The sequence below is a fragment of the Chitinophagales bacterium genome, assembly GCA_020636495.1.
In the GTDB taxonomy this organism is placed as follows: domain Bacteria; phylum Bacteroidota; class Bacteroidia; order Chitinophagales; family Chitinophagaceae; genus UBA5543.
In genome coordinates, this window is sequence record JACJXQ010000008.1 from 1,980,177 (window position 1) to 2,006,958 (window position 26,782).

The window sequence follows — 26,782 nt, forward strand, 5'->3', positions numbered from 1 at the left end:
TGGTTGTTGACTTAGCGAATGTCGACATGCAGGAGCTTTTCGCCTGCCAGGTAACCTTCCAGTGTGTCATATACATTTACAGCACCAACACCCGCAGGGGTACCTGTAAATATCAGGTCACCGATATTGACAGATATGTATTGTGAAACATATTCTATGATCTCATTGATGTTGAATATCATTTCGCTGGTCTTACCTGCCTGCACTCTTTCGCCGTTCTTTATCAGTTCAAACTGCAGATCATTGATATTAAAGTCCTTTGTTATAGGTATAAATTCTCCTACTGCTGCCGAGCCGTCAAATGCTTTAGCCAGTTCCCAGGGCAATCCTTTAGATTTCAGTTCCTGTTGCAGGTCTCTTGCTGTAAAGTCAATGCCCACAGTTACTGCATCGTAATATTTATGAGCGAATTTTTCCTGTATATACCTGCCGTTCTTGCATATTTTTACCACCAGTTCGCACTCGTATTGAATATTATCTGAAAATTCAGGATAGTAGAATGGTTTGCCCGGCAGTAAAATAGCGTTCTTAGGTTTCATGAATATCACCGGGCGGGTCGGTACATCATTGTTCAGTTCTTTTGCATGTTCAGCATAATTTCTTCCTATGCAGATAATCTTCATCTTTGTGCTTTATTTTAGTGTTCAATATGAGTCGTGTAAAAATAAAATTTCCTGCCGAAAATCCACTATTTCAGACCACTATCCCCATCCGCATCGGCGATGTGAATTATGGGGGGCATGTAGGTAACGACGCAATACTGTCTATTGTTCATGAAGCCCGGGTGCAAATGCTGGCACATTTTGATTGTACTGAAATGGATGCGGGCGGAGTGGGGCTCATCATGGCCGATGTGATGATAGCCTATAAAGGAGAAAGCTTTTATAAAGATGTATTAGAAGTGGAAATATATGCCGTTGAATTGTCTGCAGTTTCTTTCGACCTTTTGTACAGGATAAAAACCACCCGCAATGACGAAAAGACTGAAATTGCCCATGCTAAAACCGGGATGGTTTGCTTCGATTACTCTGCCCGGAAAGTAACAAATCTGCCCGCTGCATTAAAAAGCATTTTAGAAAGCGTTTAATTTTCAAGTTTTTGATTTACCTTTGCCGCTCTTAAATCGCAAATAAGAATAATGGCGAGGTAGCTCAGGCGGTTAGAGCGCAGGATTCATAACCCTGAGGTCTCGGGTTCAATTCCCGATCTCGCTACTACTAAAGATGAAGCCTTTCAGGTCAAAAGCCTCGAAAGGCTTTTTTTTGCTATAACGCAAAATATATTTCCGCTCCGGGGGAGTTGTGTAAGGAGGCTCGCACAGAGCTTGCTAGTGTGGTGTTATCTACACGCGAATATATCACCACGGCTCTCCGTTCGCATCATGGCAAACGAATAACGCCCGTAGCGTCATGATTGTGATCATATTTTCCCAGTATGAGTATTATTTCCTGGCAGGTATATGTGGAAACATTGGTTTTGAATTAATATTTCTGCTTTTATATATTAGAGGTTTAATAAGGGATTCGGCTTTGTTACGTTTTATTTATATTCTGATCTTCAGTATGTGCATATCGGTCAGCACATATGCGCAAAATATCCGGCACAAACTGGATTCACTAATTGCAGAGGTACCAAATGTAGAAGACACTGCCAGGGTAGTGTTACTTTGCGATATCAGCGGAGACTATTTTAACATAGATCAGGATAGTAGTATTGCTTATGGTGAAAGGGCATTAGAATTGGCTAAAGAGTTGAATTATATACATGGCCTGGCAATATCTAACCAGGTTATTGGCAGGTGCTATGCTTTGCAAAACAAACCTTCAGAAGCACTGACGTATTTACAAGAGGCACTCGGCTATGCACGTAAGATCAATTCAAAACAAGTAAACCATGATGTAGTTGTTGCTAATATATTACTTACAATAGGTCAGATATATAAACAAAAGGGAGACATTAGTAATGGAACTCCTGATGACTATAAGAAAGCATTGGACTATTATATACAGGCAAAAGATGCTTATAAACAAGCAGGCAAAAGCCCGGTATATGTTCTTAATGCTATAGGAGGGCTACATCTGGCGGGCTTAGTAAAATTGAACGAACAGGAACAATTGGCAAAAATAAAATTGGCGCAGGCAGCCTACTCAGAAGCTATAGAAGAAGAGTCAAAAGAAGGGCACTCTACCAAAATGTTGGCCATGCTTTATAGTCAGTTAGGTAATACCTACTGTTTGCAAGACAACCTTCCGAAAGGAATCGAACTTTTGAAGAAGGCACTATCCATACAACAAGATATGGGCGATGAAAAAAGTGCGGCATACTCAATTGCGAATATTGGCTATTTCTACTTTCAAGGGGTAGTAAGCAATTGCAGATCCTGTACAAAAGACATGAAGAACACTCGGAAGACACTACCTATGGCATTGAATTATTTGAAGCGATCAGCTGAACTTGCTGAGCGTTTGGATATAAAATCTCTTCTCGTACAGGATTACAAAAACATATCAGATGTATATGTTGAAATGAGACAGTATAAAGATGCCATGAATTACTATAAGCGATTTGTTGCCATTCAAGACAGCTTACGAGATTTTGCTGAAGAACGAAAATTTGCACAGGTAGAGGCTCAGTATGCCGTTAAGCAAAAAACAGACTCACTAAAGTTTGCTAATGAGCTAAAGGATAAAGAAATAGATCAACGCAAAACAGAGCGCAACGGCACGATGACAATACTGGCGTTGGTAGGTATTTCAGCAGTTCTGTTTATTAACAGGCAAAACATCAGGCGTAAAAAACTGAAAGCTGAGAAAGAGTTGGCAGATAGCAACCTGGCACTGGCAGACAGTAAGCTGAAAAAAGCACAGGAACGCTTAGACAGCTTTACCCAAAACTTACGTGAGAAAAACCAACTCATAGAGAATTTCTCTGCAGAAATAGAAAGATTGCAAGCGTTGCCTTGCAGCAATGAGTTGCCTGATACTAAAGAGAACCTTATCAAATTACAAAACTCCATCATACTTACTGAAGAGCAGTGGGATAACTTTAAATATACTTTTGAAGAAGTACACTCAGGCTTCCTGTATCGCTTACGAGAAAATATGCCTGACCTTACTCCTGCCGAGACCCGTTTTATGGCACTTACCAAACTCAGGCTGACCAACAAAGAGATGGCCGGTATGCTGGGTGTGGGCGATGCTGCGGTGAGAAACTACAAATACCGCCTGCTGAAAAAGCTTGACCTTCCTTCAGAAAGCGATATTAATGAGGTGGTAGATAGTATTTAGGTGTATTTATAACTATCAGTATTTCAATTATTTAATTTATTGTGACGGCGTTGTGACGCCGTTTTTTTGTATCCCGCCTGTACAGCAGCACATCTTTGCTGCATGATCGCTAAAAGAACAAAACAGTTACCCCATTGGTGGGCATATGTACTGGTTACGCTACTGTGCCTGGCACTGATGGTGTTTACCTGGCTGTATTACCAGAGAGGTATTGATGCCCTTAATGACAGGGCAGTAATAGCAAAGCGACACACAATACAAATAATCAATTAACTATATGCGACAACCCGGCTGCAGCCCTGCTGAAAGCCACAAAAACAACAGTATGCAACTAAAACACATGAAATGGCTCTGTATGGTGAGCTTCTTATTACTCTCGCTAAGCACACATGCGCAAACTTGGACCACCTTAGGCAGTGCAGGTTTTTCTGCAGGTAGTGTTGCTGATATTTCTTCAGCTCTTGATGATAATGATACACTCTATGTCGCCTATTCAGACAACGGCAATAGCCAAAAGGCTACCGTAATGAAATACAACGGCAGTAGTTGGGACACTGTGGGTAGTGCAGGATTTTCTGCAGATGGTGTTCAATTTGTCTCTCTGGCTATAGACGGGAGTAGTACTCCGTATGTTGCTTACCGGGATTATAGTGTTTATAAAGCTACCGTAATGAAATACAACGGCAGTAGTTGGGCAACTGTAGGCAGTACAGGATTTTCGGCAGGAGATATGAGCTATGCTTGTATGGCTATAGGTAGTAACGACACACCTTATGTTGCCTATTCTGATTTTGGTGGTGGCAGTGCAGGCAAAGCTACCGTAATGAAATACAATGGCAGTAGCTGGGTAAATGTTGGTAGTGCTGGATTTTCGGCTGGCAGGGCTTACTATGTTTCACTTGCTATGGATGGTTCAGGTACACCATATGTAGTTTACCAGGATGCCGGCAACAGCAATAAGGCCACCGTGATGAAATACAATGGTAGTAGCTGGGTAAATGTAGGCAGTGCAGGATTTTCGGCAGGCATCCCCTATTATAATTCGCTGGCATTTGACAGTAATGATACTGCATACATAGCTTTTCAGGATGTTGGTAAAAGCGGTAAAACTACCGTGATGAAGTACAACGGCAGTAGCTGGGATATAGTAGGTAGCAGGGGCTTTTCGGCAGGCAGCAGTAGTTATGTGTCTCTTGATATTGACGGCTCGGGCACACCATACATAGCTTATAAAGATGGAGGTAACAGCCAAAAAGCTACCGTAATGAAATATAATGGCAGTAGTTGGGCGGTAGTAGGCAGTGCGGGTTTTTCTGATAGTACAGCTGACTATACTTCTCTTGTCATAGACAGATGGGGTACACCCTATGTAGCCTACCAAGACTACGGCAATAGCCAAAAAGCTACTGTAAGAAAATTCCCTCCGTTCACCTGGAATGGTAGTTGGGATCTTTATGGGACCCCCGATAGTACCGATAATGTGGTCATAAACTCAAATGCAGAACCTGCAAGTTTCAGCTGTGCCGGCCTGTTTATAAAAAATGGTTATGTGCTTAATACAGGTACTAATAAAACAATCACTATTTATGGTGGGTTTGTGAATAACGGTAATGGAGTGACGGGACAAGGAACTATTACATTTACGAAAGATGGTACTGCTGAGCTTAGTGGCGATACATTAGAACATGAGGGAACGATTGTTGTAGAAAGCGGTTGCACACTAAATACAAATAACAAACTACGACTAACTTCAGATGCCAGTAATACAGGACGCATTGGTGAAAGTGCAGGTACTATTAGCGGAGATGTAATGGTGCAACGTTATAGCATAGCAAAAAAATGCTACCGCTTATATACACACCCCTTTACCTCTTCTATTGCATTAAACCAGTTGACAGACGAGATAGATATTACAGGTAGCGGCGGGTCTGCAAACGGATTTACCAGTACAACCTCTAACGCTTCTTCGGCTTACTGGTTCAACCCTACCGCGGCAGATACTTCAAGCAGTAGTGTAAACAGTGGGTGGACAGCATTTACTTCTGCCAATACTAATAGCTGGGACCAGTACGAAGTGTTGCTGTTGTATCTGCGTGGTGCAAAAGGAGAAGGTTTAAATGGCCAGGCTTATACTCCATCAGCTTCTACATTCGAAATGTCAGGAACTGTAAATCAGGGTACACAGGTAGTAACCATGACCAAAGGTAGCAACAGTAGCTTTGGTGTATGCGGCAACCCCTACCCGAGTGGTGTACAGATGCAGAATGTGAGTAAAGGCAGTAATGTAGGTGCCAATTACTATGTATGGGATGCCTCTTCAGGTGCAGACGGCGCATGGGTTGCCAATGCATTCACCAGCTCTTACATATTACCACCATATGCAGGCTTCTTTACCACGATTACAGCAACAGACAATATCACTTTCGAGGAGCAGGACAAAGTTTCAGGCGGAACTGCCCTGCACAAGGGTACAGCAGCAACCAACTGGGTAGAACTGTATATCTACGACAGCACTACCAAATGGGACAGGTTGCTCATCCACTTCGACGACAATGCTATGGAGGTGCAGGACAATGCAGACGCTAAAAAACTGTATAACCCCAACCTTGATTTTTACACACTTTTAAAAGATGGTACAAGGCTGGCAATTGATGTTCGTCCTTACAGCGACTTAAAAAGTATACCGCTTGGACTGACTGCCTATAACAGGTATAATAAGTATGTGATCAAAACCGGCGACTACGATATTCCTGCAGGTGCCAAATTATACTTGCACGATAAATACCTGAATAAGACCGAAGAAATGAAGGCGGGTTATGAATATTGGTTTGATGTAACGTCAGATACGCTGTCACAGGGCGACAAACGTTTCGAGATCAACATGGTAGGTAAGCCCACCAATAGTGTTATAGAGGCAAATACACGAACGCCCCGGATGCAACTGATACCCAACCCGGCTTATGACGAAGTCAAGGTTTCCTTTGATGAAATGGAGGGTACTTCTGTCTTAAGGTTGATGAGTGTAACCGGTCAGGTTGTATACAGCAAGATGGTTGAGGGCAGTACGGGTAGTGTGGTTATCCCATTGCACAATATACCATCGGGTATATATATAGCCGATCTGGCTGGTAAAAATGCACGTTTCACACAAAAACTCATCAAGGAATAATTTATCAACATCCTTTTCTGCCCTCATTTTTTCTTAGGAAAGAAAAGACAAAAAATATTTATTTATGGAAACCAGCGTAGGAATAAAATTTATCCTCATCCTAATTGGAATTATATGTTTTTCTGTAACAATAGCTATGGCACAAGGACCAGGGTTCCCCGACCCACCTGTTGATACTCCTTTTGATGGAGGGGCCACTGCTATACTTATTGCAGCAGCGGCATATGGTACAAAAAAAATTGCAGGTACGGTAAAGAAAAACAAATGATATATTGATCTCCACCCGGGAGTAATGGTCACTGGCGCAGATGTTCCGCAGAGGCATCTGCGCCAGATAAGTCACCTGGTCTGCAACCGGCAATATTCAGGCTTAATAAAAATAGATTTACTTTAGTTTTTCAAATACCGGTCACAGGCCGGGTTATATAGTAGACACAGGTCTTGAAGGAGGCCTGTGCCAGTTTGGTAACATTACTCCTAAAAGAGTAACTTCAAAGTATGTACAGGATATTAGTGTTTTTCATGGTTAGCATGCTTAGTTGTGCGCACTCTATAGCACAAGACAAATATATACATACCATCAATACCTTAGACTCTCTTTTTCTGAAAGGTGAATACAAGGCGATCATTAGTTTTTGTGACGAATCGAAGTATGAATTAAACTCCGATTGCAGATACAATTTAATTGGCGCCTATTATTTTTCAGGCGATTCGGCAGGTGCATGGCGTCTGTTGAACAATGAGATAACACGGATTACGTCTAATAGCTCTTCCGCATATTCGTTGGATGTTTTATTTGATAAGGATTATTCATCCTACAAGAAGTTTCTGCTAACAAGCACAGCTAAAAAATATATAATGGGCCTCGTTGATTCAATATATATGTTGGAGCCTGTTACAGAAAAAGAAAGCGGTAAGGAATTACTACATCTGGTGATTGAAGACCAATGGGTTCGAAAAATGTCATCATTATATGATCACTTTCAACCAGACAGGAAATATTTATTACCTCCCTCAATTGATAGTATGGATGCTATCAAGGCGCAAAAAGATCATTGTACCAAAGTTTTTGACTTTTATCAAAAGCAAAATAAACTCTTTTCCGAGACAGAAGTAGGAACAATATATTACCTGCAACTACTACTTTTTTTTCATGAGTGGGATATGACAAGACGTGAGTTTTATCACAAATTATTAAAAGAAGGAGTGACATCAGGGGCTTTTAAAATAGAGGCTCAAATGAACTTTGAAATGAGTACTCAATTTATTGAAATGGGAGCTTTAGAGTTTAGTAAACATAGGGACGAAATTCAAGAAGAGTATAGAAAGAAATACTCAAAACCTGAGTACAGATATCATATATTTTAGAAATGGTACTTATATTATCCGATAATTTTGACCCCTGCTTCTCTGGCGCAGATGTTCCGTAGGGTCATCTGTGTCAGTTAAGTCATCCGGTTTGTAACCGGCATTCAGGAGATTTAGTTAAATCATATGTTACCGTGATGGGTGTCCCTAGCTCTCTGTAGTGTTTAAAAAATAATAAGCTGTCCTTAGTTTGTAACTAAGGACTTGCATGTTCTTACACTTTCTTTGCATCTATAGCGAATATAATTTGATAAATTGTAAATAATAACGTATATTTGTCAATGTAAATAATTCTGGCTGCTTAAACCATGACACCATATGAACAACCAATTTAACCATCACTACCGGCAAGGTTCCGGTTTGCATCGAAATAATGTAAATATTTTATCGTCCCGCCTCAACAGCGGGATTTTTTATTATTTGTTAAGTGCAACAAGTTTACGGTTTTACTTAACAATACTTAACAAATGGGATCGTAAATGCTTGTTTATCAACATGATGAACAATTTGTGTATTAACGATAAATCAAAAAGCAACTTGTATTATTGTGCGCATTATGTAGTTTTCCCAACCAAAATACTGCAATGCTTTGGGTCTGGTTTTGTTGTAGGAATGTACTGGTTAATTCTCTATTCCTTCCTCTTCATACATATCCAGTACAGATGTTGTTTTAGAGGCATCAAGAGGTATGGTGATATGAAAATGGGTACCTTCATTTTCTCTGCTTTCCAGCCTGATGTTACCACCATGCTGTTCAATTATCTGTTTACAAATATTCAACCCGAGCCCATGAGATTTTTCTCCTTTCAACCCCAATCTGCCTGCTTTGGAGAACCTGTCGAACAAGAAAGGCTGCATGTTTTCTGGTATCCCTATACCATTGTCAGACACAGTTATACATGTATATTCTTTGCCTTTCGGAGACAATTGCAGATGTATTTTTGCCCCGTCATTTGTAAATTTTATTGCATTGCTGATAAAGTTGTCCAACACTCTGAGCATTTTATCTTCATCAAGCCTGGCTGTAATGATATTTTCAGGTACTGTCAGCAGTATCTGTTTTCCATCTTTCATCTGGTGCGACCAGTGTTGTTGCACCTTCGAAAGAAACAGGTTTACATTTATGTCCTGCAACTGCAACCCTTGCGAGCTTTCTCCTTTAACTATCAGTATAAGGTCCCTGATAATATTCCTTGCCTCATCACAAGCCTCTATTATCATGTCTGAATATTGCTCACGCTCATTCTGTGTAGCATTCATATTTCTGGCAAGTTCAACAAGGGCTGATATACTGTTGATAGGACTACGGAGATCATGAGCTACTATGCCAAGCATTTCTGTTTTTAACTGTCCTATCTTATTGATCTCGTGGTTGTTGCGTTCTATGTGTTTTAGTTGAATGAAATAGTTAGCATGATATGAATATAACATACGGGAGATAAAGTAAAAGCCGCTGATCAGCATCAGGCCGGCAACCATATTCATTACTATGGCTTCTTTTGTATCCAGGAAATAATATATCCCTATACATGCGCCTATGTAGGTAATAATACTGGTCATTGCTGCTGCCCTGATGGTATACAACCAGGTGACGCTCACAAACAGCAGACTAAACATAAACAGGGTCATATTATTGGCCGGTGAACGACCTGACGTGAATGACAACCACATCATACTAAAGATGATAATCAAAGGGTAGCTGTTGGCAATAGTCTGTTTGAGCAATAGTCCACGCCTCATTGACATGTTTCTTGTATACAATATGCCCAGGTAGTATGCAACAGAAGCTAATAGCAAAAATGTAAATCCTAACCTGTACTCCTGATGTGCTTTAATAAATGAATAGTCAATAAAGAAGCTTGTTGTACGTAATGCTACGCAAGCAATAATGATCAGTATAGAACTGATGCGCGTTACTTTAAGGTTTTGGTTGATGGCAAACAGTCTGAATGGTAATTTATATTTATCACTGACTGATTCGAAAATATATAGTTTCATACACCCCCTCTTCTGGTATCCATATGTTCATGCAAGTTTAATAAAAAAAGAAATATGTACAAAATTTATAACCTTGACTTTACGAATGGGATATTATTTTTTTGCTAACAACAATCCAAGCTTTTTACATTTTACTATATTTAGTAAAAGCATATAAATGACGGTTGATGAAATTCTGGTACTATTAAAGAAGTTAGGTAGCGAGTCAACAAAAAAAGTTTTGATGAAACATGGTGCTAAAGATCCATGTTATGGTGTAAAAGTCGCAGACCTGAAAGTGATACAAAAAAAGGTCAAAAAGAACCATGAATTAGCATTGGCTCTTTATGATTCTGGTGTATCAGATGCTAAATACCTGGCTGGCCTAATAGCAGAACCATCTAGAATGACCAAAGAGCATTTGGAAAAATGGTTGAAGCATGCCGACTGGCAAATGCTGACGGAATATACTGTAGCATGGGTTACAGCAGAAAGTAATTATGGCTGGGAGTTAGCTTTAGATTGGATAGATTCAGGTGAGGAGGCGATGGCATCGTGTGGATGGGCTGCCTTATCAAGCTTCGTAGTAATAAAAAATGACGAAGATCTGGACATCAATGCTTTGAAAAGGCTATTGTCTTTTGTGGAAGAAACTATTGCTAAGGCACCCAATCGAGTAAGGTATACTATGAATGGTTTTGTGATCGCGGTAGGAAGCTATGTTGTTGAGTTAAATACATATGCAATAGAAACAGCAAAACGCATCGGGACTGTTTACGTAGATATGAACGGAACCTCCTGCAAGGTGCCATCAGCTATTGAATACATCAATAAAGTAATGAAAAGAGGGAGCGTTGGCAAGAAAAGGAAAACTGCCATTTGCTAGTTGTTCTGGGGTATATAAAAAATACGTGCTACCACGTATTGCTTACCAATATTTATGATTGTACATTTAAGTCAATGTACATTTATACCCTTTCTTAAACAAAAAATATGAACGATACGCTTTTTATAACAAATCGCACCGATAAGCCAATGTTAGCTATTATTTCAGATAACTATACCGGTAATGATCTGGTTAAGTGTGAGCTACAGCCGGGGGCTAATAAAATTCATGTTACAAACCTGGATAATGGAACGTATTATATCAGTCTTTCAGATCATAATAATGACGTGATATACAAAGAGAAGATCGTTAAGAACTAGACAAGTCAGGTCATTCTGCTATTGTTTCTTCACTTATGTTTAATGGTTGTATTGCGCTACCGTGCACAACATGTTCGTTGTGAACAGGTTTGTCTTTGAATTTCATAGCTCTGTGTAACAGGTAGCCTATATACAGACAGCAAAGTATGACAGATATGCTAAGATACCCTGTTATATTGTAGTTGACTATCTTATCTTGCGGAGTACGTATAACAATCAATCCGGCAATTAGTGAAGCCATTCCTACACCCATTTGCTGTATGGCAGAGTTAATATTCATGAAGCTACCCCTACGTGCGGGCGGAACTACTTCGCTAACAATAGCTTGTGCGGGAATAGCACGCCCTGTTGAAACAATGAACCAAAAGCCAGTAATACACAACACAAAGTAAAAGGGTATGGCTGGCATATTTGTGATAAGTGCAATAGGTGTAATAGCCAACAGAATCATATAGCTGAATAATTTGAATTTTCCCAGTCTATCTGCAAGTCTGCCAATAATAGGTGATGTAAAAATGGTCAAACCTCCTCCGACAATATATATCAAAGGTGTCTGTGAATTGGAAAACCCAACGTTCAGTTCCATAAATGGAAAAAGGAATGGAATGATAAGAAAGTGACCTAGCATCATAGTAGATGACAAAAGTACTGCCAGCCTCTGATCTTTATCTTTAATGATATCCCTTATTATTATTACCGGGTTCAGTTTCTGCTTGCTTTTATCCTGCAAGTGGTCTGTCATGTTAGGGATATACCTATTAAGTAGTGGAATTAGAATTATGCCAACTCCTGCAACAAAATAAAATGGTGCATGCCAACTAAAGAACTTTGACAGGTACAACCCGAAAGGAACACCAAACACAGAAGCAGCTGAAAAGGCTGCCATAACAATACCCATGGCCATCCCTCGTCTTTCAAATGGTATCTTATCAGCAACTATAGATAATACTTGTGCCCCGATAAGTCCTCCGAACAGGCCAGCCAATATTCTTGCAGCCAATAATAACTGGTAACTTGGTGCTATAGCACACATCAATGTTCCGGTAAGAAAGCCTGTATATGCAAACAACAGTACCTTTTTTCTGTCGAACCTGTCAACAAATGATGCGGCAGATATACTGGCAAATGCAGCACTGAAAGTATATGCAGCAACCAATAATGAAAACTGTTGTGCGCTGATATTGAAGTGTGGCATAAGAAAATTTCCCAATGGCATCATGATCATGAAATCCATTATATGGGTAAAGTTGAGTGATGCCAGTAATAAGAGTAATATTCTTTCCTTGGTAGTCATGTTTTAGCGAAGGCAAAGTTCTGCTTAATTTATATTTCTACACAATGCGGAATATTCTTAAAAGTGATAGGCATATAAGCAATCACGCCTGCTCATGTATAGCTATGAAACCCTGCAATAATTGCTGCAGATGTGTTTGCGGAATACTCAGAACCGGATGGAGTTCTATATCGTTATTTGCCAATTCGTTCGGGATATCAGCGTATGGATCAGGTAATTCGTTCCCTGTATTGCAATGCGCTATAATAGTGTCATATTCCCTTTTGATAATAATGGTTTCTTCTGCCGCGGATGCCGTTTCAACTCCATTACCTGATGGAGAAAAGGACAGGCAGAACAATATTGATATGCTTTCGGACCTGACGTCGGGGAAAAAGTCGTATTGAATGGCTTTGATCCTGATCCACATTTCAGATGAGTTGCCCATGTTATTGGCAGCAGCAATATTTACCAGGTCATTTACACGGGCATCTCTATGTAGTTTTGCTCCTTTGGAGTTGGTTAAAGTGATAGAGTATTCACTTCCTGCAAACAGGCAATCCCAGTCATTTATGTCCAGCAACCGATCTTTTGCTAAAAGGAACATGTCCCGGGCATCATCAATATCATTCATTTTAATACTGTATTCCATATAAGCAGGTGTTTCTTTATATTTACTACAGTAAATTTCGTGCCACTTTTGTATTGAAATAACATTATTTATCTCTTACATGTTAATAAATTATATTGGATTTGCTTAGAATATTATATCAGCAAATTGTTGACGTTCACCCGGTTGATGAAATTGCCTGGCAGGAGATGTGTGTATGCTGGCATGAGATAGAATTGGGGCGAAAGCAAACGATCACCAGTATAGATGCGATTGAGAAGTACATGTATTTTGTAGCAGATGGTGTTCAGCGTGCTTTTATTGAACGAAATGGTAAGGAAGCCACTCTTGTTTTTAGTTACACGCATTCATTTTCGGGCATCATAGATAGTTTCCTTTTACAACAACCATCCCGTTATTGCCTGGAAACAATAACAAGGAGCAAGCTCTTGCGTATTCACTTCAATGATTTTTCGAAGCTGTTAAATAAACACAGGTGTATTGAAACCTGGGCAAGGGTTGCTCTCACCCAGGCTCTTGCGGGTACTCTTCAACGTAATATAGAGTTACTATCCTATACGGCAGAAGAGCGTTTTACAACATTGTTAAGACGTAGCCCACAGGTGTTAAATATGATACCACATAAATATCTCGCATCCTACATTGGTGTTGATCCTACTACATTTAGTAAGCTTTTAGGTAGGGTAAAACTGTAAAATCTTGGTGCATACCAAGATTTGATAATAAATGTGCAGGTAGCTTTGTTTTAAATATTCATGTTTATGCCAGTTTTCAAAATACAATCACTTATCAATGATCTGGAAAAGGATGTACAATACACTTTGACAGAACTGTCAACATTACAGCATTTGACACAAAGAGAACTATTAGAACAGCCAGCCTCGGGCAAATGGAGTATTGCACAAGTGCTGGAACATCTTAACGGCTATAACCGGTTTTATCTAAAGGCATTAGAACAGGCAGTTTCGACTAGCAAGGTGAGTATCGCCACAGAATATAAAACAGGCTGGCTTGGACAGTATTTTACCAAACTTATGCAGCCCGGAGAGAATGGTAAAATAGGAAAGAAAATGTCAGCACCTGCTGAATATAACTTCGGGCCTGGCCTTGATACTGATAAAGTATTGTCAGAGTTTGCCGCAGGGCAGAAGCATTTGTTGCATCTATTGGAAAAGGCTCGTAAGGCAGATATGCGTAGTGTGCGTGTACCTATCAGCTTAACAAAGTTGGTAAAATTGAAACTTGGAGACACATTTCGTTTTGTTGTCGCACATCAACTCAGGCATTTCATACAAATAAATAGTATCAGGAAGCAAGCACTAAATATCAATACTGCACCAGCAATTTAGTAGGCTTGCTATTGTATTTTCGTAACTTACATTTTCTTAAAATTTAGTTACATGGCAAGTTTGATCAGAAAGGAAGATGCGCTGGAATATCATGCAAAGGGAAGGCCCGGAAAAATAGAAGTAATATCAACCAAAGAGACCAAAACCCAGAGGGATCTTGCGTTAGCGTATTCACCCGGCGTTGCGGAGCCATGTAAAGAGATACATAAGAACACTGATGATGTATATAAATATACTGCCAAGGGCAACCTTGTAGGAGTGATAAGTAATGGTACAGCTGTTTTAGGTCTGGGAGATATAGGGCCTGAGGCATCAAAACCTGTAATGGAAGGCAAGGGCGTATTATTTAAAATTTTCGCTGATATCGATGTTTTTGATATTGAGCTGAATGCTAGTGACGTAGATAGTTTTTGCAATGCAGTAAAGGCTATGGAGCCTACATTTGGAGGAGTAAACCTGGAGGATATTAAAGCACCTGAATGCTTCGAGATAGAAAAAAGACTGAAGAAGGAGATGAATATTCCTGTCATGCACGATGATCAGCACGGTACAGCAATTATATCAGGTGCAGCTTTGCAAAATGCATTAGAGTTAGTAAAAAAAGAAATAACAAAAGTAAAACTGGTAGTGAGTGGCGCAGGTGCATCTGCTATATCCTGCTGCAGGATATACATAGCGCTTGGTGTTGATGTAAAGAACATATACATGTTTGACAGTAAGGGGTTGATAACAACCGACAGGGATGACCTTGATGAGTATAAACAACAATTTGCGCAAACGGGAGGAAATATCCCTTTAGAAGAAGCTTTGAGTGGCGCAGATGTTTTTATCGGTTTGTCGAAGGGTAACCTGCTGACTAAGGAAATGATAAAGCCAATGGCAGAAAATCCTGTAATTTTCGCATTGGCAAATCCTGATCCTGAGATACCGTATGATGATGCTATGGAGTCGAGGCCGGATGCTATTATGGCTACAGGCAGGAGTGATTATCCTAACCAGGTAAATAATGTGTTAGGTTTCCCTTACATATTCAGAGGCGCTCTTGACGTTCGTGCAACTATGATAAATGAGGAAATGAAACTTGCTGCTGTAAAAGCATTGGCAGCATTAGCCAAAGAACCTGTTCCTGAAATAGTGAATGTGGCATATAATGAGAAAAGCCTGGAATATGGTTCAACTTATATTATTCCCAAACCAATAGATTCACGCTTATTGGTGACTGTGGCACCGGCTGTTGCTAAAGCAGCCATGGATAGTGGTGTGGCAAAGAGCCCGATAACGGATTGGGATGCTTATAAAGAGGAACTATATAAACGTTTGGGTACCGATGATAATATTTTGCGCTGGGCAATAAATAAAGCAAAGCAAAATCCCAAACGCGTAGTGTTTGCAGAAGCCGAAAATCTGAAAGTATTAAAAGCTGCACAAATAGTTAAAGATGAGGGTATAGCCGTCCCGATATTGTTAGGAAATGAAAAGAAGATCAAAGCACTGATAAAGGATAATAAGATTCAACTTTCAGATGTAGAGATATTAGACCCGCGAAGCGATGACACTACCGACCGTAGAGATAAATTTGGCAATGCCTTTTTTATGAAACGCCACAGAAGAGGATATAACCTGTATGAGGCTAAAAAGATCATGCGAGAACGCCCGTATTTTGGATGTATGATGGTGGATATGGGAGAAGCTGATGCGCTTATTTCCGGCCTTACACGTCAGTATCCTGACACGATAAGACCTGCCCTGGAAATAATTGGTACCCACGAAACGGCCAAGCGTGTAGCCGGTATGTATATCATGCTTACCAAACGAGGCCCTTTATTCTTTGCTGATACAACAATAAATTTTAACCCTACAGAAGAGGAACTGACAGACATTACATTACAAACAGCAAGAGCCGTGCAGCATTTCAATATCAGGCCTCGCATAGCTATGTTATCATATTCTAATTTTGGGGCAACACCTTCGCCGGAGGCCAACCTGGTCAGAAATGTAGTAGCTAAAATAAAGCAGATGCATCCTGAATTGATAATAGATGGAGAGATGCAGGCTGGAGTGGCCTTCAATAAAGATCTGTTAAGGGAGAATTACCCTTTTTCAGACCTGGTAAATGAGACTCCCAATACGCTTATATTTCCGAACTTGGCTGCAGGTAACATTGCCTATCATTTGTTGCAGGAGTTGGGTGGTTCTGAGGCTGTAGGCCCCATATTATTAGGGTTGAGAAAACCTGTTCATGTTCTGCAATTGGGCAGTACTGTCAGGCAGATAGTTAACATGGTGGCGATAGCTGTCGTTGATGCTCAATCTAAAACGATATAGAATATAAACAGCCTGTTAGCAGTAGCGGTACTTAAAAACATTCATGCGGATAGCAATAATAGGGGCAGGGGCTGCGGGTTGTTTTGCAGCAGCTAATATTCCTTATCAAAAGGAAAGAGAGGTTGTTGTTTTTGAAAAAACAAACAAGGTTTTGCAAAAAGTGAAAGTGTCGGGTGGAGGACGGTGTAACGTTACTCACGCATGCTTTGATATTCCTGAACTGCTGAAACGCTACCCAAGAGGGCAACGTTTTTTGCGTAAAACATTATATCAATTTACCCCACAGGATACTATAGATTGGTTTCAGTCGAGAGGCGTCAAACTGAAAACAGAAGATGATGGCAGGATGTTCCCTGTTTCAGATGACTCCCAGACGATCATAGATTGCATATGGCAACAAATGCAAATAAATAAAGCCCAGGTAAGGTATGGTAAAGCTGTAGAGAAGATAGAACCACTGGCTGAAGGGGGCAGATTAACCTTTAAAGATGGCAGTGATTACGTTGCTGACCGTGTATTGATAGCCTGCGGTGGTTTTCCTAAACTGGAGCAGTTTAAATGGATAACTGAAACGGGGCATACAATACAGTCTCCCGTTCCTTCTTTGTTTACATTTAATATCCCTAAACATCCTGTTACAGAATTAATGGGAGTGAGTGTTCCAATGGTAACAGTTAAGATACAGGGTAGTAAGATATCAGAAACAGGACCGATACTCATCACTCATTGGGGATTGAGCGGACCTGTTGTACTACGTTGTTCTGCATGGGGGGCTAGAGAACTGCATGAGCGTAATTATGATTTCAAAATATTGGTCAATTGGTTGAATGACCATAAAGAACATGATGTAAGGGAGCAAATTAGCAGGCTGAGGCAGGAACAAGGTAAGCAACTCGTACATGGCAGGAATCCATTCGGCTTGCCCAAAAGGTTATGGGAATATATGTTACAGCAATGTGGCATAGGGGAGGAAACCCGTTGGGGGGAACTGCCTGCTAAGGTGCAGAACAAAATGGTAACAATCCTTGTAAGTAATGAGTATTATGTTTCGGGTAAAACCACTTTTAAAGAGGAGTTTGTTACCAGCGGGGGAGTGACTTTGTCTGAGGTAGATGCACAAAGTGTATCCAGTAAGATAGTAAGGGGCTTATATTTTGCCGGTGAGATAATGGATGTAGATGGTATTACCGGCGGATATAATTTCCAGCATGCATGGAGCAGTGGCTATATTGCTGCTCAGAATATGATAAAATAGGAAATGATTAAAGTAGCTGTTTTTCCTTGTCTCCCTTAGGTATTTTGCCTGCACCTGCAAAGCGCTTAGACCAGTATGATTCAGTAATGTTGCTGATCATTACACCACTGGATGATGCATGCACAAAGAAGTTGTTCGCCAGGTATATCCCAACATGAGAAATTCGTTTACCTCTTGTACGGAAGAATACCAGATCTCCTTCAATCAGATTATCAATATCCCATACCATTTTGCACGAATGGAACTGATCCCTGGAGGTTCTAACTAATTCAGTGCAAAAAACTTCTTCGTATAACTTTTGAACAAAGGCTGAACAATCGATACCGGACTTATCAGTGCCTCCGTAGCTGTACTTTACACCATACCAGTCATCAATGAATTTGTATAGTATATAGTTGGACATGGCTTTAGGTACCAGCCCAATCATTGTTGCGTATTTACTTAACAGTTCATCAGAAACAACAGGTTGTGGTTTTAGCTTATCGCCTGCTATCACTTTTATCTGTCTGCTGGCAGAAGGAGAAATGCTAATATCCTCAATAAACCGGACGTTGCCTTGTTTTTTAGCATAACGATATGATTGAGGGGACAAAAGTTCCTGGCTGCTGTTACAGCTTGCAGATATCACCAGAAAAATAGCCAAACATGCAGTCCAGCACATGTGTATGGTTAGCCTCATTATCCTCACCTTGTACTATTGCAATATTATATAATACTGCTAAAAAAGCAAACATTTTAAAGGAAAAATTATGTGAGCTAGGAATTAAAGGATGTAAATAATTGAAAACCAGTTATTTGTGCTATTTTGAGATAGCTACGAACGTCATGTCCAGTCTGACATCAATTCCATTTTCTACCACTCTTTGACGAACATCTAGCTTATCGAACGTCATATTCAATATCTCCCATTGGAACCTCGCGTCCGGGTCTCCTCCGTAATCCATAAAATAGATATATCGCAGATCACCGGTCATCTGCCACAAAAAGGGTGTGTAAGTTGGGGCATTACCAGTGCCAAGGCTATCAAGGCAATTGATTGCTCCTTCGTGGTATTTGCCTGAACTGCCAGGGATAAACTCATAGTAGTTGTCCTGCTGGCAGGGCGGTAATGATGTCATACCTCCATTACCCGTTATATTGATCAGTTTCCAATTGGATGCCTCCAGCATATCCCGGCGGTTTTTCAGGTCACCGCGAACATTTTTACGTTTGCATGCTGTTACAGATACCACGAGGATAAGCAACAGTACAACTAGTTTCTTCATTTTCATTTAATTAAATGACAATGCAATTTAAATAAATACTATTCCTTTTTTTGTTATTTGCTTGCTAATGATAGGAGATATAGCTTATATGCGATTTAGTGTAATGATTTTCAATTCTTTATCTCTTTTTCTTTGACCTTGTCAGCCGTAATAATACTCGATATTTGTCTGCCCATTAATATATGAGCTTTGTCATTTGGGTGACCATCATGGGTTGATATGCAGTAATATCCGTCGTCAGCATCGATAAACATCTCCGGTCCGTCTAGCACCGTTATTCCATTGGCACTAGTAAACTGCAAAAAATACTGTCTGAAATTTTTAAAGTACCCGATATTTTTGGTCAAGTTGAAATCCGGCATCAGGTACAGTATAATTGTCGTATTATGTATTTTATTCACAGTCTGCAAATAATTCATTGCCCTATTCATTTCGTCCTTTTTCTCTGTGTATGCTATTTCTTTTAGGTAGTGGAAATCACCAATGGGTAGCGGAATGCCTTTACGACGTAACGTATTTTGAATATTACTGCTGAGAAAATTGATCATTGCAGAGTTTCGATATAAGAAATGAACAATATTACGTATGCCTTTTGGTTGTGTGTTCTTACCCAGTTTTTTTATTTCAGCCTTGTTTGAATCCGAATGTTGCAGGCTGAATAATTTATTGATGGAGCCTTTATTGAAGCTGACATCATTCCAATTAACACCAATAACAATAATATCTCCTGTAGTGAGTTCTTTCTCGATAGATCTTATTTTACCTATATAATCTACCCAATTGTCACTGCTATGGCTATAGTCTGCAACATAGTAGCCATCTACATTTATCGTATTAATCAGGCGGTTCTCTTTTTTTATACCTAATCCCTTAGTATATGAGTCACCCAGCAGATAAATAGTATTAGGTGTATTTGCCGGTTTTGTAGAGTTTTCCTGTTGATCTGTTATGTCATTTACCTGCTCGATTCCCCAGTGTTTATGCACCTGGAAAATGAATTCGCCCAGCAAAATAAATGCCAATATTTTCAACATTGTTCTCATCAGAATCTGAAATAGATAAATTGTATTTCCAGGCCTCCGAATGCTTTCAGAATGATAAGCCAGAAAAGGATAGTGATTACAATAAAGTTTAATACTCTGGTAGATAGAGAGCGTTCATTATGTCTTAACAACCAGTCTCCCGCCACTAGTGGCAAGATGTACAGAAAGATATCCAGATATTTTGTTTCAATATTTCCGGGGTGTTTGATAATGTTAGTTATCATATATGATATATAGCCGGTTGCAGAAGATAGATTATCTGCCCGAAAAAAGACCCATGTTATTGTTACAAGTGAAAAAGTAACCAGCATTTGCCCGAGTTCTTTGAGGTTTGGGAGCACCTTGTTTTGTGCGACAATATCATTTACATGGTTACGGTTCTTATCAAGTAGTAATATTGGCAAGAAGAGGCATGCATGTATAAAGCCCCATATTATGAAAGTCCAATTTGCGCCATGCCAAAAACCGCTTACTAGAAAGATAATGAACACGTTTCTTACTGTTTTTATCTTACCTTCTTTTGATCCTCCAAGAGGTATGTATAAGTAGTCGCGAAACCAGGAAGTGAGTGATATATGCCACCTTCGCCAGAATTCAGCGATATCTCTTGAGAAATAAGGGAACCTGAAGTTGCTGAGCAACTCAAAACCCATAAGTTTAGCTGTTCCAATTGCGATGTCAGAATACCCGCTGAAATCTCCATATATCTGGAAACTGAACGCAATAGCGCCTGACACCAGGCTATAGCCGTCCAGTTCCTGATAGTGCCCGAACGTGTAGTTAACTGTTTCAGCAAGACTGTCTGCGATGACTATCTTTTTGAATAAACCCCATAATATTAATCTTAAACCTTCCGTGGTCTGTTGTTTGTTGAATTTCCGTGGAGTTTGAACTTGTGGCAGTAGATGTGACGCACGCTCTATAGGGCCGGCAACCAGTAAGGGGAAAAATCCAACAAAGACGGCATAGTCAATGATATTTGTCACCGGCCTGATCTTACCCCTGTAAATGTCAAAAACGTAAGACATGCCATGAAATGTATAAAAGGAAATACCAACAGGCAGCATTATATTTAGCAATACCGGATTTGAGTGCAGCCCCAGCAGCTCCAATCCTTCTTTAAATTGTAGTGCAAAAAAGTTGTAATATTTGAATATGCCAAGTATGCCCAGGTTGTTGATTATACTGAGCCAGAGGAAAAGCTTTGCTTTTTTCTTGTTAGTAGATGCTACACCAAAGCCATAGGAGAAGTCTAACAGAGTACTTAGTGCCAGCAATCCCATGAACTTCCAGCTCCACCAGCCATAAAAAAAATAACTGGCCACAAGGAGCAACAAATTTTGCAGCCGCAGAGATCTGTTAAAAACAAACCAGTACAGCAGCAATACCATGGGTAGAAATAGTATGAATTCAAATGAATTAAACAGCACTATGTCCTTGTTAGGTGAACAGGACAAATATATACCAGAGTTTGGTATAACCTAAATCAGTTTCGTTTTCGGGAAGCTACTTTTGAGGAAAGTGGACGATCAAACTATCTGTAAACATGACTGCACCATTCGAGTTCAGGTGGTGATGGTCAAACCATAAATTAGAATCATTCAGGAATGAATAGCTACTTAGAGTGAAACAGTCGTAGTCATATCCGGATATCTGCCTGAAAAAAGTTTTATTATCGGTCCGGGAATCTATTATTGCGTCGTCATAAACGGGCATGTATATTTCTGAAACAGGTATGTTGTATTTTTGGGCTGACTCAACAGTTATTCTCCTTATAGGCTCAGCTGCACCCCGATAATAGTATAATGTCTTTCGCCAGTAGCTTTTAATTGTACTGGGGGTATAAAAAGTTCCATCCTTATTGATCCTCGTTTTGCCGAAATCTTCCCTGCGAGCGATCTCTTCTTCTATCGCAGCTTCATTATCCTTCATTGAGCCAATTACAGTATTCACTTCGCCTCTCCAGCCATATGCTGACGGCTGGTAGATGGCGTTACCGGGAAATACTTTGCTCCACAGGTATTGCATTGCAAAGTAAACCCTTTTAGGAAAGTATTTGCGGATGAATGTTACGGGAAACTGGTGATATGTACAAGCATAGTCAATCGGGCTCACAAGCAATGGCATCATAGGGTGGAGCATAGAACCTCCGTCTCGAGGTCTGTACAAAAACATTTTTGCTGGTTTGGAAACTTCCATTATACGTTTGGCAACATAATGGTCAAGGTCAAAACCATTATGGTTAATAGCCATATTCACCGAGTAAATTCCGGAAGCGGTTAGCATAGAGTCGTTTACATCTCCCTGAACAAGGCTTGGGCCAATAAATATATTTGCATCGTTCAGTGTTTCAGGGTGTTGCAGTTTTTTGAGATCCCAGGCCAGTTTTTCGTATGACGTTTCGTGGGTTTTTTCTATCACAAACTCGTCGCTGATATGAATTTGAGACAGGCCGATAAGACATGCCAACAATACGAGCAGGAAGAGTGATATTTTGCTTAAAAACTTTTTCATCAGAATTGAAAATAGATGAATGTTGTATTGTCCAGATCCATCGATTTATATACCAGTATGAGCATCAATACCAGGTAAAATGCCCATCTCAGGTATTTATTATTAAAGCTACGTAATTGTCTTTCATTCCGTCGCAACCACCAGTCACCTATAATAAGAGGTACAATATATATTACTGCCTCATAACCATCTGGTAGAGAGGTTATTTGTCCCGGAGCACCGGCAATGCTGACGAAAATATTTTTGATATAATTTACTGCCAGTGTCATATCTGATGCCCTGAAAAATATCCAGGCAAAGGTGACAAAAGCAAATGTGCTTAACATCTGCCAGAGTTCTTTCAAGTTGGGTAGTTTGTGATCTTGTGCCACTACATTGCTAAGATGCTTCCTATTACGGTTCAATAACAAAAGTGGCAAAAAACCACAAGCATGAATAAATCCCCATGCAATAAAATTCCAACTTGCCCCATGCCAGAAACCACTTACCAGGAATATGACAAAGGTATTACGTACTGCTTTTGATTTACCATCTCTTGATCCGCCTAATGGTATATATAAATAATCACGGAACCAGGATGATAAGGATACGTGCCACCTTCGCCAGAACTCTGCAATGTCTCTTGAGAAATAGGGGAATTTGAAGTTGCTGAGTAGTTCAAACCCAAATATTTTAGCTGTGCCCAAAGCAATATCTGAGTAGCCACTGAAATCGCAATATATCTGGAAACTGAAAGCTATTGCTCCGAATATGAGTGTTATGCCATTTACTTCCTGGTAGTTGTTAAATATGCTATCAACTGTTACAGCGAGACTATCTGCGATGACCACCTTTTTGAACATCCCCCAAAGTATCAACCTTAGCCCTTCAACAGACTGTACATATCTGAATGTTCGCTTTTTCTGTACCTGTGGTAGCAGATGGTTGGCCCGTTCTATAGGGCCTGCAACCAACAAGGGGAAAAAGCTTACGAACACAGCATAATCTATAAAATTAGAAACCGGTTTCTGGTGTCCCCTGTATATGTCAAATACGTACGACATGCCATGGAAAGTATAGAACGAAATACCAATGGGGAGGGCTACGTGAAGCAATGTCGGGTTAGTGTGTATGCCGATACTTTCAAACGCAGTTTGCACCTGTGTAGCAAAGAAGTTGTAGTATTTAAATACTCCAAGTATACCCAGGTTGTTAATGATACTCAGCCAAAGAAATAGTTTCGCCTTTTTCTTATTTGGTGATGCTACCCAGAAACCATATGAGTAGTCTAAAAGAGTGCTTAATGCCAGCAAGGCTAGGAATTTTTTGCTCCACCACCCATAAAAAAAGTAACTCGCTGCTAATATGAGAATATTCTGCCAGCGTAGCGACTTGTTGAACACAAACCAATACAGGCAGAATACAATGGGTAAAAACAATAAGAACTCGAACGAATTAAATAGCACCTGAGTTAATTACTTTAGATTAAACAAATATAATACACGAAGTTGACCTATTGTGTATTACTACCAGTTATATCAGTTAGTTGCCTGAACGATGTGAATATCTCAGGGTCAGATAATAGTTGATGCATAAATACTTTCACGCCACGTCTGTTCATATGCATATGATTATAGAATAATGTACTGTCATTATATAATGTTGTATCCGTATAATTTCTGTAGTGAGCAGGGTAACCATATTTTACAGATTTCTTTGCGATAACTTGCTCAATTCTATCAGATGCCTTAATGTTTTTAAGTGAAGGAGCAGACATAGGTGGAAATATGAAGTTGAGTTTTACATTGTTTGTTTTGCAGTAGTTGAAAAATGAATCAATAAATCGGAGGCATGGGTGTTCTGGGTCAAAAGTAACTTCCGGGGTATTTTGCCAGTCACCGCTCCATTCCTGGTCTACCAGCTCTGCCCCCCTATTTTTTTTAAAGGAATAATTTTTAAGTGTATCATCCAGTATCATTTTTCTTATGTATTCAAACTTCATAGCCATCATCGGCAGGTATGTGTAATATGAATGATATCCTCCTTTTGTCGACAGATCTGAAAGGTCGATGCGTTTCATAAAGAAATATGGGCTTATATTTTGTATGCCATATAGTTTATCATGCAAGAATAGTGTAAAATGGTCAGTCTGTACATATATTTCCTTTGGTGCTGAGTTTACTTTAGTGTATTCCCTGAATTTAACCCATATAAAGTCTATTGTTTGTCCGTCTTGTGCAATTACTTCGCTAGTAGTATGCAGTGCACTGTCTAAAAAGATCGGATCTACATGCTTGTATGTTCTGCTATTGCCAACAAAAAGCAGTTCAGAATTGTGCCCCTCAAGCATATGCCAATCACCCTGAACGTAGTATTGATGTTTTTGGTTCAGTCTATATGATATTAACATTTCTACTGATACAGCTATTGCTGCTAATATCACAAATATGACCAGTACCTTATGGATATATTTTTTCATTAGAACTGGAAATAAATGAACGTTGAATCAGTTTTACCAATATACAAATAGCACATTATTATCATGATTATGTACACCAGATAACGTAGTGTTTTATTGTTGAAAACCCGTAGATTTCTCTCATCTCGTCTAAGGCTCCAGTCTATTACTACCAATGGAATGATATAAGCCAATGTTGATATTGCAGGTGGCAGATGAAGGTATTGTTTGGGATTTTGAATGCTGTCGGTGAATATTCGTCTAATATACGATATGGCAACATGCAAATCCGGTGCTCTGAAGAATATCCATGCAAGGGCAACAAATGCAAAAGTTAGCAGCATCTGTCGTAGTTCTTTCAGGTTAGGCAGTCTCGTGTTTTGCGCCACCACGTTTGTTACATTTCTCCTGTTTCTGTTTGTGAGTAAAAAGGGGAGAAAGCATGCTGCATGAATTCCTCCCCAGATGATAAAGTTCCAGCTGGCACCATGCCAGAAACCACTAACCAGGAATTTGATGAATGTGTTTCTTACTGCTTTCGCTTTTCCTTCTCTTGACCCTCCTAAAGGTATATACAAATAATCTCTGAACCAGGATGACAGGCTTATATGCCAGCGTCTCCAAAATTCAGCGATATCCCGTGAGAAATATGGGAAACGGAAATTACTCAGTAACTCAAACCCAAATAGTTTAGCCGTGCCCAATGCAATATCTGAGTAGCCGCTAAAATCGCAATATATCTGGAAGCTGAATGCAATTACACCTAAAATAAGTGAAAAAGCATTAGATGTATCATAGTGATTAAAAATCAGGTCTACATGCGAAGAAATAGTATCAGCTATTATCACTTTTTTGAACATACCCCAAAGAATAAGTCGGGATCCTTCTACTGCCTGTACATACCTGAATGTTCGTTTCCGTTGTACCTGGGGTAGCAGGTGGTTAGCCCTTTCTATAGGTCCGGCAACCAATAAAGGGAAAAAGCTTACAAATACTGCATAGTCAATAAAACTTGATACAGGCTTTTGATGTCCTCTGTAGATATCAAATACGTAGGACATTCCATGGAATGTGTAGAATGAGATTCCTATTGGCAGAGCCACGTGCAAGAGGGTAGGGTTGGTGTGTATTCCTATACTTTCAAATGCGGTTTGTATCTGAGTTGCGAAAAAATTATAATATTTAAACACGCCCAATATACCAAGGTTATTAATGATACTTAACCATAAAAAGAGCTTTGCTTTCTTTTTATTCGTTGATGCCACCCAGAAGCCATAAGAATAGTCTAGCAAGGTACTTAATGCAAGCAATGCCAGGAATTTTGTACTCCACCAACCGTAGAAAAAATAACTGGCCGTCAGTATCAATAGATTCTGCCATCGCAATGACTTGTTGAATACAAACCAATACAAACAAAACACGATGGGCAAAAACAGTAAAAACTCAAACGAATTAAATAGCACTAGTACAGCAGTGTTAGATACAGAATATGTTAATGCTTACTCCTAAAAGTGGCACAAAATAGTGAAATACCTCTTAAAAACATTGATGGTCGTTGTTCATTTTACCTTAACAATAGCTATTGTCGTAGTAAAATATCAGCAATTTAATAGGCGCAGATATGTATGTCTTGCTATAATATATAGCATATTGCTAATTAGTAGTTTGTAAATAAAAACGCCT

General features: G+C 39.7%; 23 protein-coding genes and 1 tRNA gene. 12 read left to right on the top strand and 12 right to left on the bottom strand.

All coding sequences use genetic code 11. The features are described from left to right. Positions 1-11: 11 nt before the first annotated feature. Complete coding sequence (locus tag H6550_08660) at positions 12-623, bottom strand: fumarylacetoacetate hydrolase family protein (GenBank protein MCB9046199.1); 612 nt, start codon at positions 621-623, stop codon at positions 12-14. A gap of 26 nt (positions 624-649) precedes the next feature. Between H6550_08660 and H6550_08665 the strand changes: the two genes are divergently transcribed. The 6 genes from H6550_08665 (at position 650) to H6550_08690 (ending at position 7,824) form a co-directional block, all read left to right on the top strand. Then, on the top strand, positions 650-1,087 hold the full coding sequence (locus tag H6550_08665) for an acyl-CoA thioesterase (protein ID MCB9046200.1): 438 nt from the start codon (positions 650-652) through the stop codon (positions 1,085-1,087). A gap of 53 nt (positions 1,088-1,140) precedes the next feature. Then, positions 1,141-1,214: transfer RNA gene (locus H6550_08670), tRNA-Met, on the top strand. 348 nt (positions 1,215-1,562) lie between these two features. Then, positions 1,563-3,287 carry a hypothetical protein gene (locus tag H6550_08675; protein ID MCB9046201.1) on the top strand — a complete coding sequence of 575 codons (1,725 nt, stop codon included), beginning with the start codon at positions 1,563-1,565 and terminating at the stop codon, positions 3,285-3,287. 102 nt (positions 3,288-3,389) lie between these two features. After that, positions 3,390-3,560, top strand: a complete 171-nt coding sequence (locus H6550_08680; protein ID MCB9046202.1) for a hypothetical protein — start codon at positions 3,390-3,392, stop codon at positions 3,558-3,560. A 52-nt stretch (positions 3,561-3,612) separates the two neighbouring features. Then, positions 3,613-6,456 carry a T9SS type A sorting domain-containing protein gene (locus H6550_08685; protein MCB9046203.1) on the top strand — a complete coding sequence of 948 codons (2,844 nt, stop codon included), beginning with the start codon at positions 3,613-3,615 and terminating at the stop codon, positions 6,454-6,456. Between the two features lie 498 nt (positions 6,457-6,954). After that, complete coding sequence (locus tag H6550_08690; GenBank protein ID MCB9046204.1) at positions 6,955-7,824, top strand: hypothetical protein; 870 nt, start codon at positions 6,955-6,957, stop codon at positions 7,822-7,824. A 621-nt stretch (positions 7,825-8,445) separates the two neighbouring features. Here the strand turns inward: H6550_08690 and H6550_08695 are convergent. Beyond that, positions 8,446-9,822, bottom strand: coding sequence for a HAMP domain-containing histidine kinase (locus tag H6550_08695; protein ID MCB9046205.1), 1,377 nt, complete (start codon positions 9,820-9,822; stop codon positions 8,446-8,448). A 157-nt stretch (positions 9,823-9,979) separates the two neighbouring features. Here H6550_08695 and H6550_08700 point away from each other — a divergent pair, with 157 nt between their 5' ends. Both H6550_08700 and H6550_08705 read left to right on the top strand, forming a co-directional pair. Further along, positions 9,980-10,687, top strand: coding sequence for a DNA alkylation repair protein (locus H6550_08700; protein MCB9046206.1), 708 nt, complete (start codon positions 9,980-9,982; stop codon positions 10,685-10,687). A gap of 107 nt (positions 10,688-10,794) precedes the next feature. Then, the gene (locus H6550_08705) at positions 10,795-11,007 is read left to right on the top strand and encodes a T9SS type A sorting domain-containing protein (GenBank protein MCB9046207.1); all 213 of its coding nucleotides are present in this window, start codon (positions 10,795-10,797) and stop codon (positions 11,005-11,007) included. Between the two features lie 10 nt (positions 11,008-11,017). Here H6550_08705 and H6550_08710 read toward each other — a convergent pair whose 3' ends face one another. Continuing rightward, on the bottom strand, positions 11,018-12,301 hold the full coding sequence (locus H6550_08710; GenBank protein ID MCB9046208.1) for an MFS transporter: 1,284 nt from the start codon (positions 12,299-12,301) through the stop codon (positions 11,018-11,020). Between the two features lie 82 nt (positions 12,302-12,383). Continuing rightward, positions 12,384-12,932: a hypothetical protein gene (locus tag H6550_08715; protein MCB9046209.1), complete on the bottom strand. Its 549-nt coding sequence runs from the start codon at positions 12,930-12,932 to the stop codon at positions 12,384-12,386. A gap of 101 nt (positions 12,933-13,033) precedes the next feature. Between H6550_08715 and H6550_08720 the strand changes: the two genes are divergently transcribed. The 4 genes from H6550_08720 (at position 13,034) to H6550_08735 (ending at position 17,840) form a co-directional block, all read left to right on the top strand. Further along, positions 13,034-13,606, top strand: a complete 573-nt coding sequence (locus H6550_08720; GenBank protein MCB9046210.1) for a Crp/Fnr family transcriptional regulator — start codon at positions 13,034-13,036, stop codon at positions 13,604-13,606. Between the two features lie 66 nt (positions 13,607-13,672). Continuing rightward, positions 13,673-14,260 carry a DinB family protein gene (locus tag H6550_08725; protein ID MCB9046211.1) on the top strand — a complete coding sequence of 196 codons (588 nt, stop codon included), beginning with the start codon at positions 13,673-13,675 and terminating at the stop codon, positions 14,258-14,260. A gap of 51 nt (positions 14,261-14,311) precedes the next feature. Beyond that, complete coding sequence (locus H6550_08730; protein ID MCB9046212.1) at positions 14,312-16,585, top strand: NADP-dependent malic enzyme; 2,274 nt, start codon at positions 14,312-14,314, stop codon at positions 16,583-16,585. A gap of 43 nt (positions 16,586-16,628) precedes the next feature. Continuing rightward, on the top strand, positions 16,629-17,840 hold the full coding sequence (locus H6550_08735) for an NAD(P)/FAD-dependent oxidoreductase (GenBank protein MCB9046213.1): 1,212 nt from the start codon (positions 16,629-16,631) through the stop codon (positions 17,838-17,840). A 7-nt stretch (positions 17,841-17,847) separates the two neighbouring features. Here the strand turns inward: H6550_08735 and H6550_08740 are convergent, their stop codons facing one another. The 8 genes from H6550_08740 to H6550_08775 form a co-directional block, all read right to left on the bottom strand. Continuing rightward, positions 17,848-18,501 (bottom strand): C40 family peptidase, encoded by a 654-nt coding sequence (locus tag H6550_08740; protein ID MCB9046214.1) that lies wholly within the window; start codon positions 18,499-18,501, stop codon positions 17,848-17,850. Between the two features lie 139 nt (positions 18,502-18,640). Continuing rightward, positions 18,641-19,105, bottom strand: coding sequence for a hypothetical protein (locus H6550_08745; protein MCB9046215.1), 465 nt, complete (start codon positions 19,103-19,105; stop codon positions 18,641-18,643). Positions 19,106-19,215: 110 nt separating this feature from the next. Beyond that, positions 19,216-20,148 (bottom strand): hypothetical protein, encoded by a 933-nt coding sequence (locus tag H6550_08750; protein MCB9046216.1) that lies wholly within the window; start codon positions 20,146-20,148, stop codon positions 19,216-19,218. Further along, on the bottom strand, positions 20,148-21,578 hold the full coding sequence (locus tag H6550_08755; GenBank protein MCB9046217.1) for an MBOAT family protein: 1,431 nt from the start codon (positions 21,576-21,578) through the stop codon (positions 20,148-20,150). Before H6550_08755 ends, H6550_08750 begins: the two co-directional genes overlap by 1 nt. A gap of 76 nt (positions 21,579-21,654) precedes the next feature. After that, the gene (locus H6550_08760; GenBank protein ID MCB9046218.1) at positions 21,655-22,662 is read right to left on the bottom strand and encodes a hypothetical protein; all 1,008 of its coding nucleotides are present in this window, start codon (positions 22,660-22,662) and stop codon (positions 21,655-21,657) included. Next, positions 22,662-24,107: an MBOAT family protein gene (locus H6550_08765; GenBank protein MCB9046219.1), complete on the bottom strand. Its 1,446-nt coding sequence runs from the start codon at positions 24,105-24,107 to the stop codon at positions 22,662-22,664. The genes H6550_08760 and H6550_08765 overlap by 1 nt, the downstream gene beginning before the upstream one ends. A 47-nt stretch (positions 24,108-24,154) precedes the next feature. After that, positions 24,155-25,120, bottom strand: a complete 966-nt coding sequence (locus tag H6550_08770) for a hypothetical protein (GenBank protein MCB9046220.1) — start codon at positions 25,118-25,120, stop codon at positions 24,155-24,157. Further along, the gene (locus H6550_08775) at positions 25,120-26,562 is read right to left on the bottom strand and encodes an MBOAT family protein (GenBank protein ID MCB9046221.1); all 1,443 of its coding nucleotides are present in this window, start codon (positions 26,560-26,562) and stop codon (positions 25,120-25,122) included. Before H6550_08775 ends, H6550_08770 begins: the two co-directional genes overlap by 1 nt. Between the last annotated feature and the right edge of the window lie 220 nt (positions 26,563-26,782).

Excerpts from the sequence above, each read along its gene's own strand:
- H6550_08660 (MCB9046199.1), bottom strand. The coding sequence starts at position 623 with ATGAAGATTATCTGCATAGGAAGAAATTATGCTGAACATGCAAAAGAA.
- H6550_08665 (MCB9046200.1), top strand. The coding sequence starts at position 650 with ATGAGTCGTGTAAAAATAAAATTTCCTGCCGAAAATCCACTATTTCAG.
- H6550_08675 (MCB9046201.1), top strand. The coding sequence starts at position 1,563 with ATGTGCATATCGGTCAGCACATATGCGCAAAATATCCGGCACAAACTG.
- H6550_08680 (MCB9046202.1), top strand. The coding sequence starts at position 3,390 with ATGATCGCTAAAAGAACAAAACAGTTACCCCATTGGTGGGCATATGTA.
- H6550_08685 (MCB9046203.1), top strand. The coding sequence starts at position 3,613 with ATGCAACTAAAACACATGAAATGGCTCTGTATGGTGAGCTTCTTATTA.
- H6550_08690 (MCB9046204.1), top strand. The coding sequence starts at position 6,955 with ATGTACAGGATATTAGTGTTTTTCATGGTTAGCATGCTTAGTTGTGCG.
- H6550_08695 (MCB9046205.1), bottom strand. The coding sequence starts at position 9,822 with ATGAAACTATATATTTTCGAATCAGTCAGTGATAAATATAAATTACCA.
- H6550_08700 (MCB9046206.1), top strand. The coding sequence starts at position 9,980 with ATGACGGTTGATGAAATTCTGGTACTATTAAAGAAGTTAGGTAGCGAG.
- H6550_08705 (MCB9046207.1), top strand. The coding sequence starts at position 10,795 with ATGAACGATACGCTTTTTATAACAAATCGCACCGATAAGCCAATGTTA.
- H6550_08710 (MCB9046208.1), bottom strand. The coding sequence starts at position 12,301 with ATGACTACCAAGGAAAGAATATTACTCTTATTACTGGCATCACTCAAC.
- H6550_08715 (MCB9046209.1), bottom strand. The coding sequence starts at position 12,932 with ATGGAATACAGTATTAAAATGAATGATATTGATGATGCCCGGGACATG.
- H6550_08725 (MCB9046211.1), top strand. The coding sequence starts at position 13,673 with ATGCCAGTTTTCAAAATACAATCACTTATCAATGATCTGGAAAAGGAT.
- H6550_08730 (MCB9046212.1), top strand. The coding sequence starts at position 14,312 with ATGGCAAGTTTGATCAGAAAGGAAGATGCGCTGGAATATCATGCAAAG.
- H6550_08735 (MCB9046213.1), top strand. The coding sequence starts at position 16,629 with ATGCGGATAGCAATAATAGGGGCAGGGGCTGCGGGTTGTTTTGCAGCA.
- H6550_08740 (MCB9046214.1), bottom strand. The coding sequence starts at position 18,501 with ATGTGCTGGACTGCATGTTTGGCTATTTTTCTGGTGATATCTGCAAGC.
- H6550_08745 (MCB9046215.1), bottom strand. The coding sequence starts at position 19,105 with ATGAAGAAACTAGTTGTACTGTTGCTTATCCTCGTGGTATCTGTAACA.
- H6550_08750 (MCB9046216.1), bottom strand. The coding sequence starts at position 20,148 with ATGAGAACAATGTTGAAAATATTGGCATTTATTTTGCTGGGCGAATTC.
- H6550_08760 (MCB9046218.1), bottom strand. The coding sequence starts at position 22,662 with ATGAAAAAGTTTTTAAGCAAAATATCACTCTTCCTGCTCGTATTGTTG.
- H6550_08770 (MCB9046220.1), bottom strand. The coding sequence starts at position 25,120 with ATGAAAAAATATATCCATAAGGTACTGGTCATATTTGTGATATTAGCA.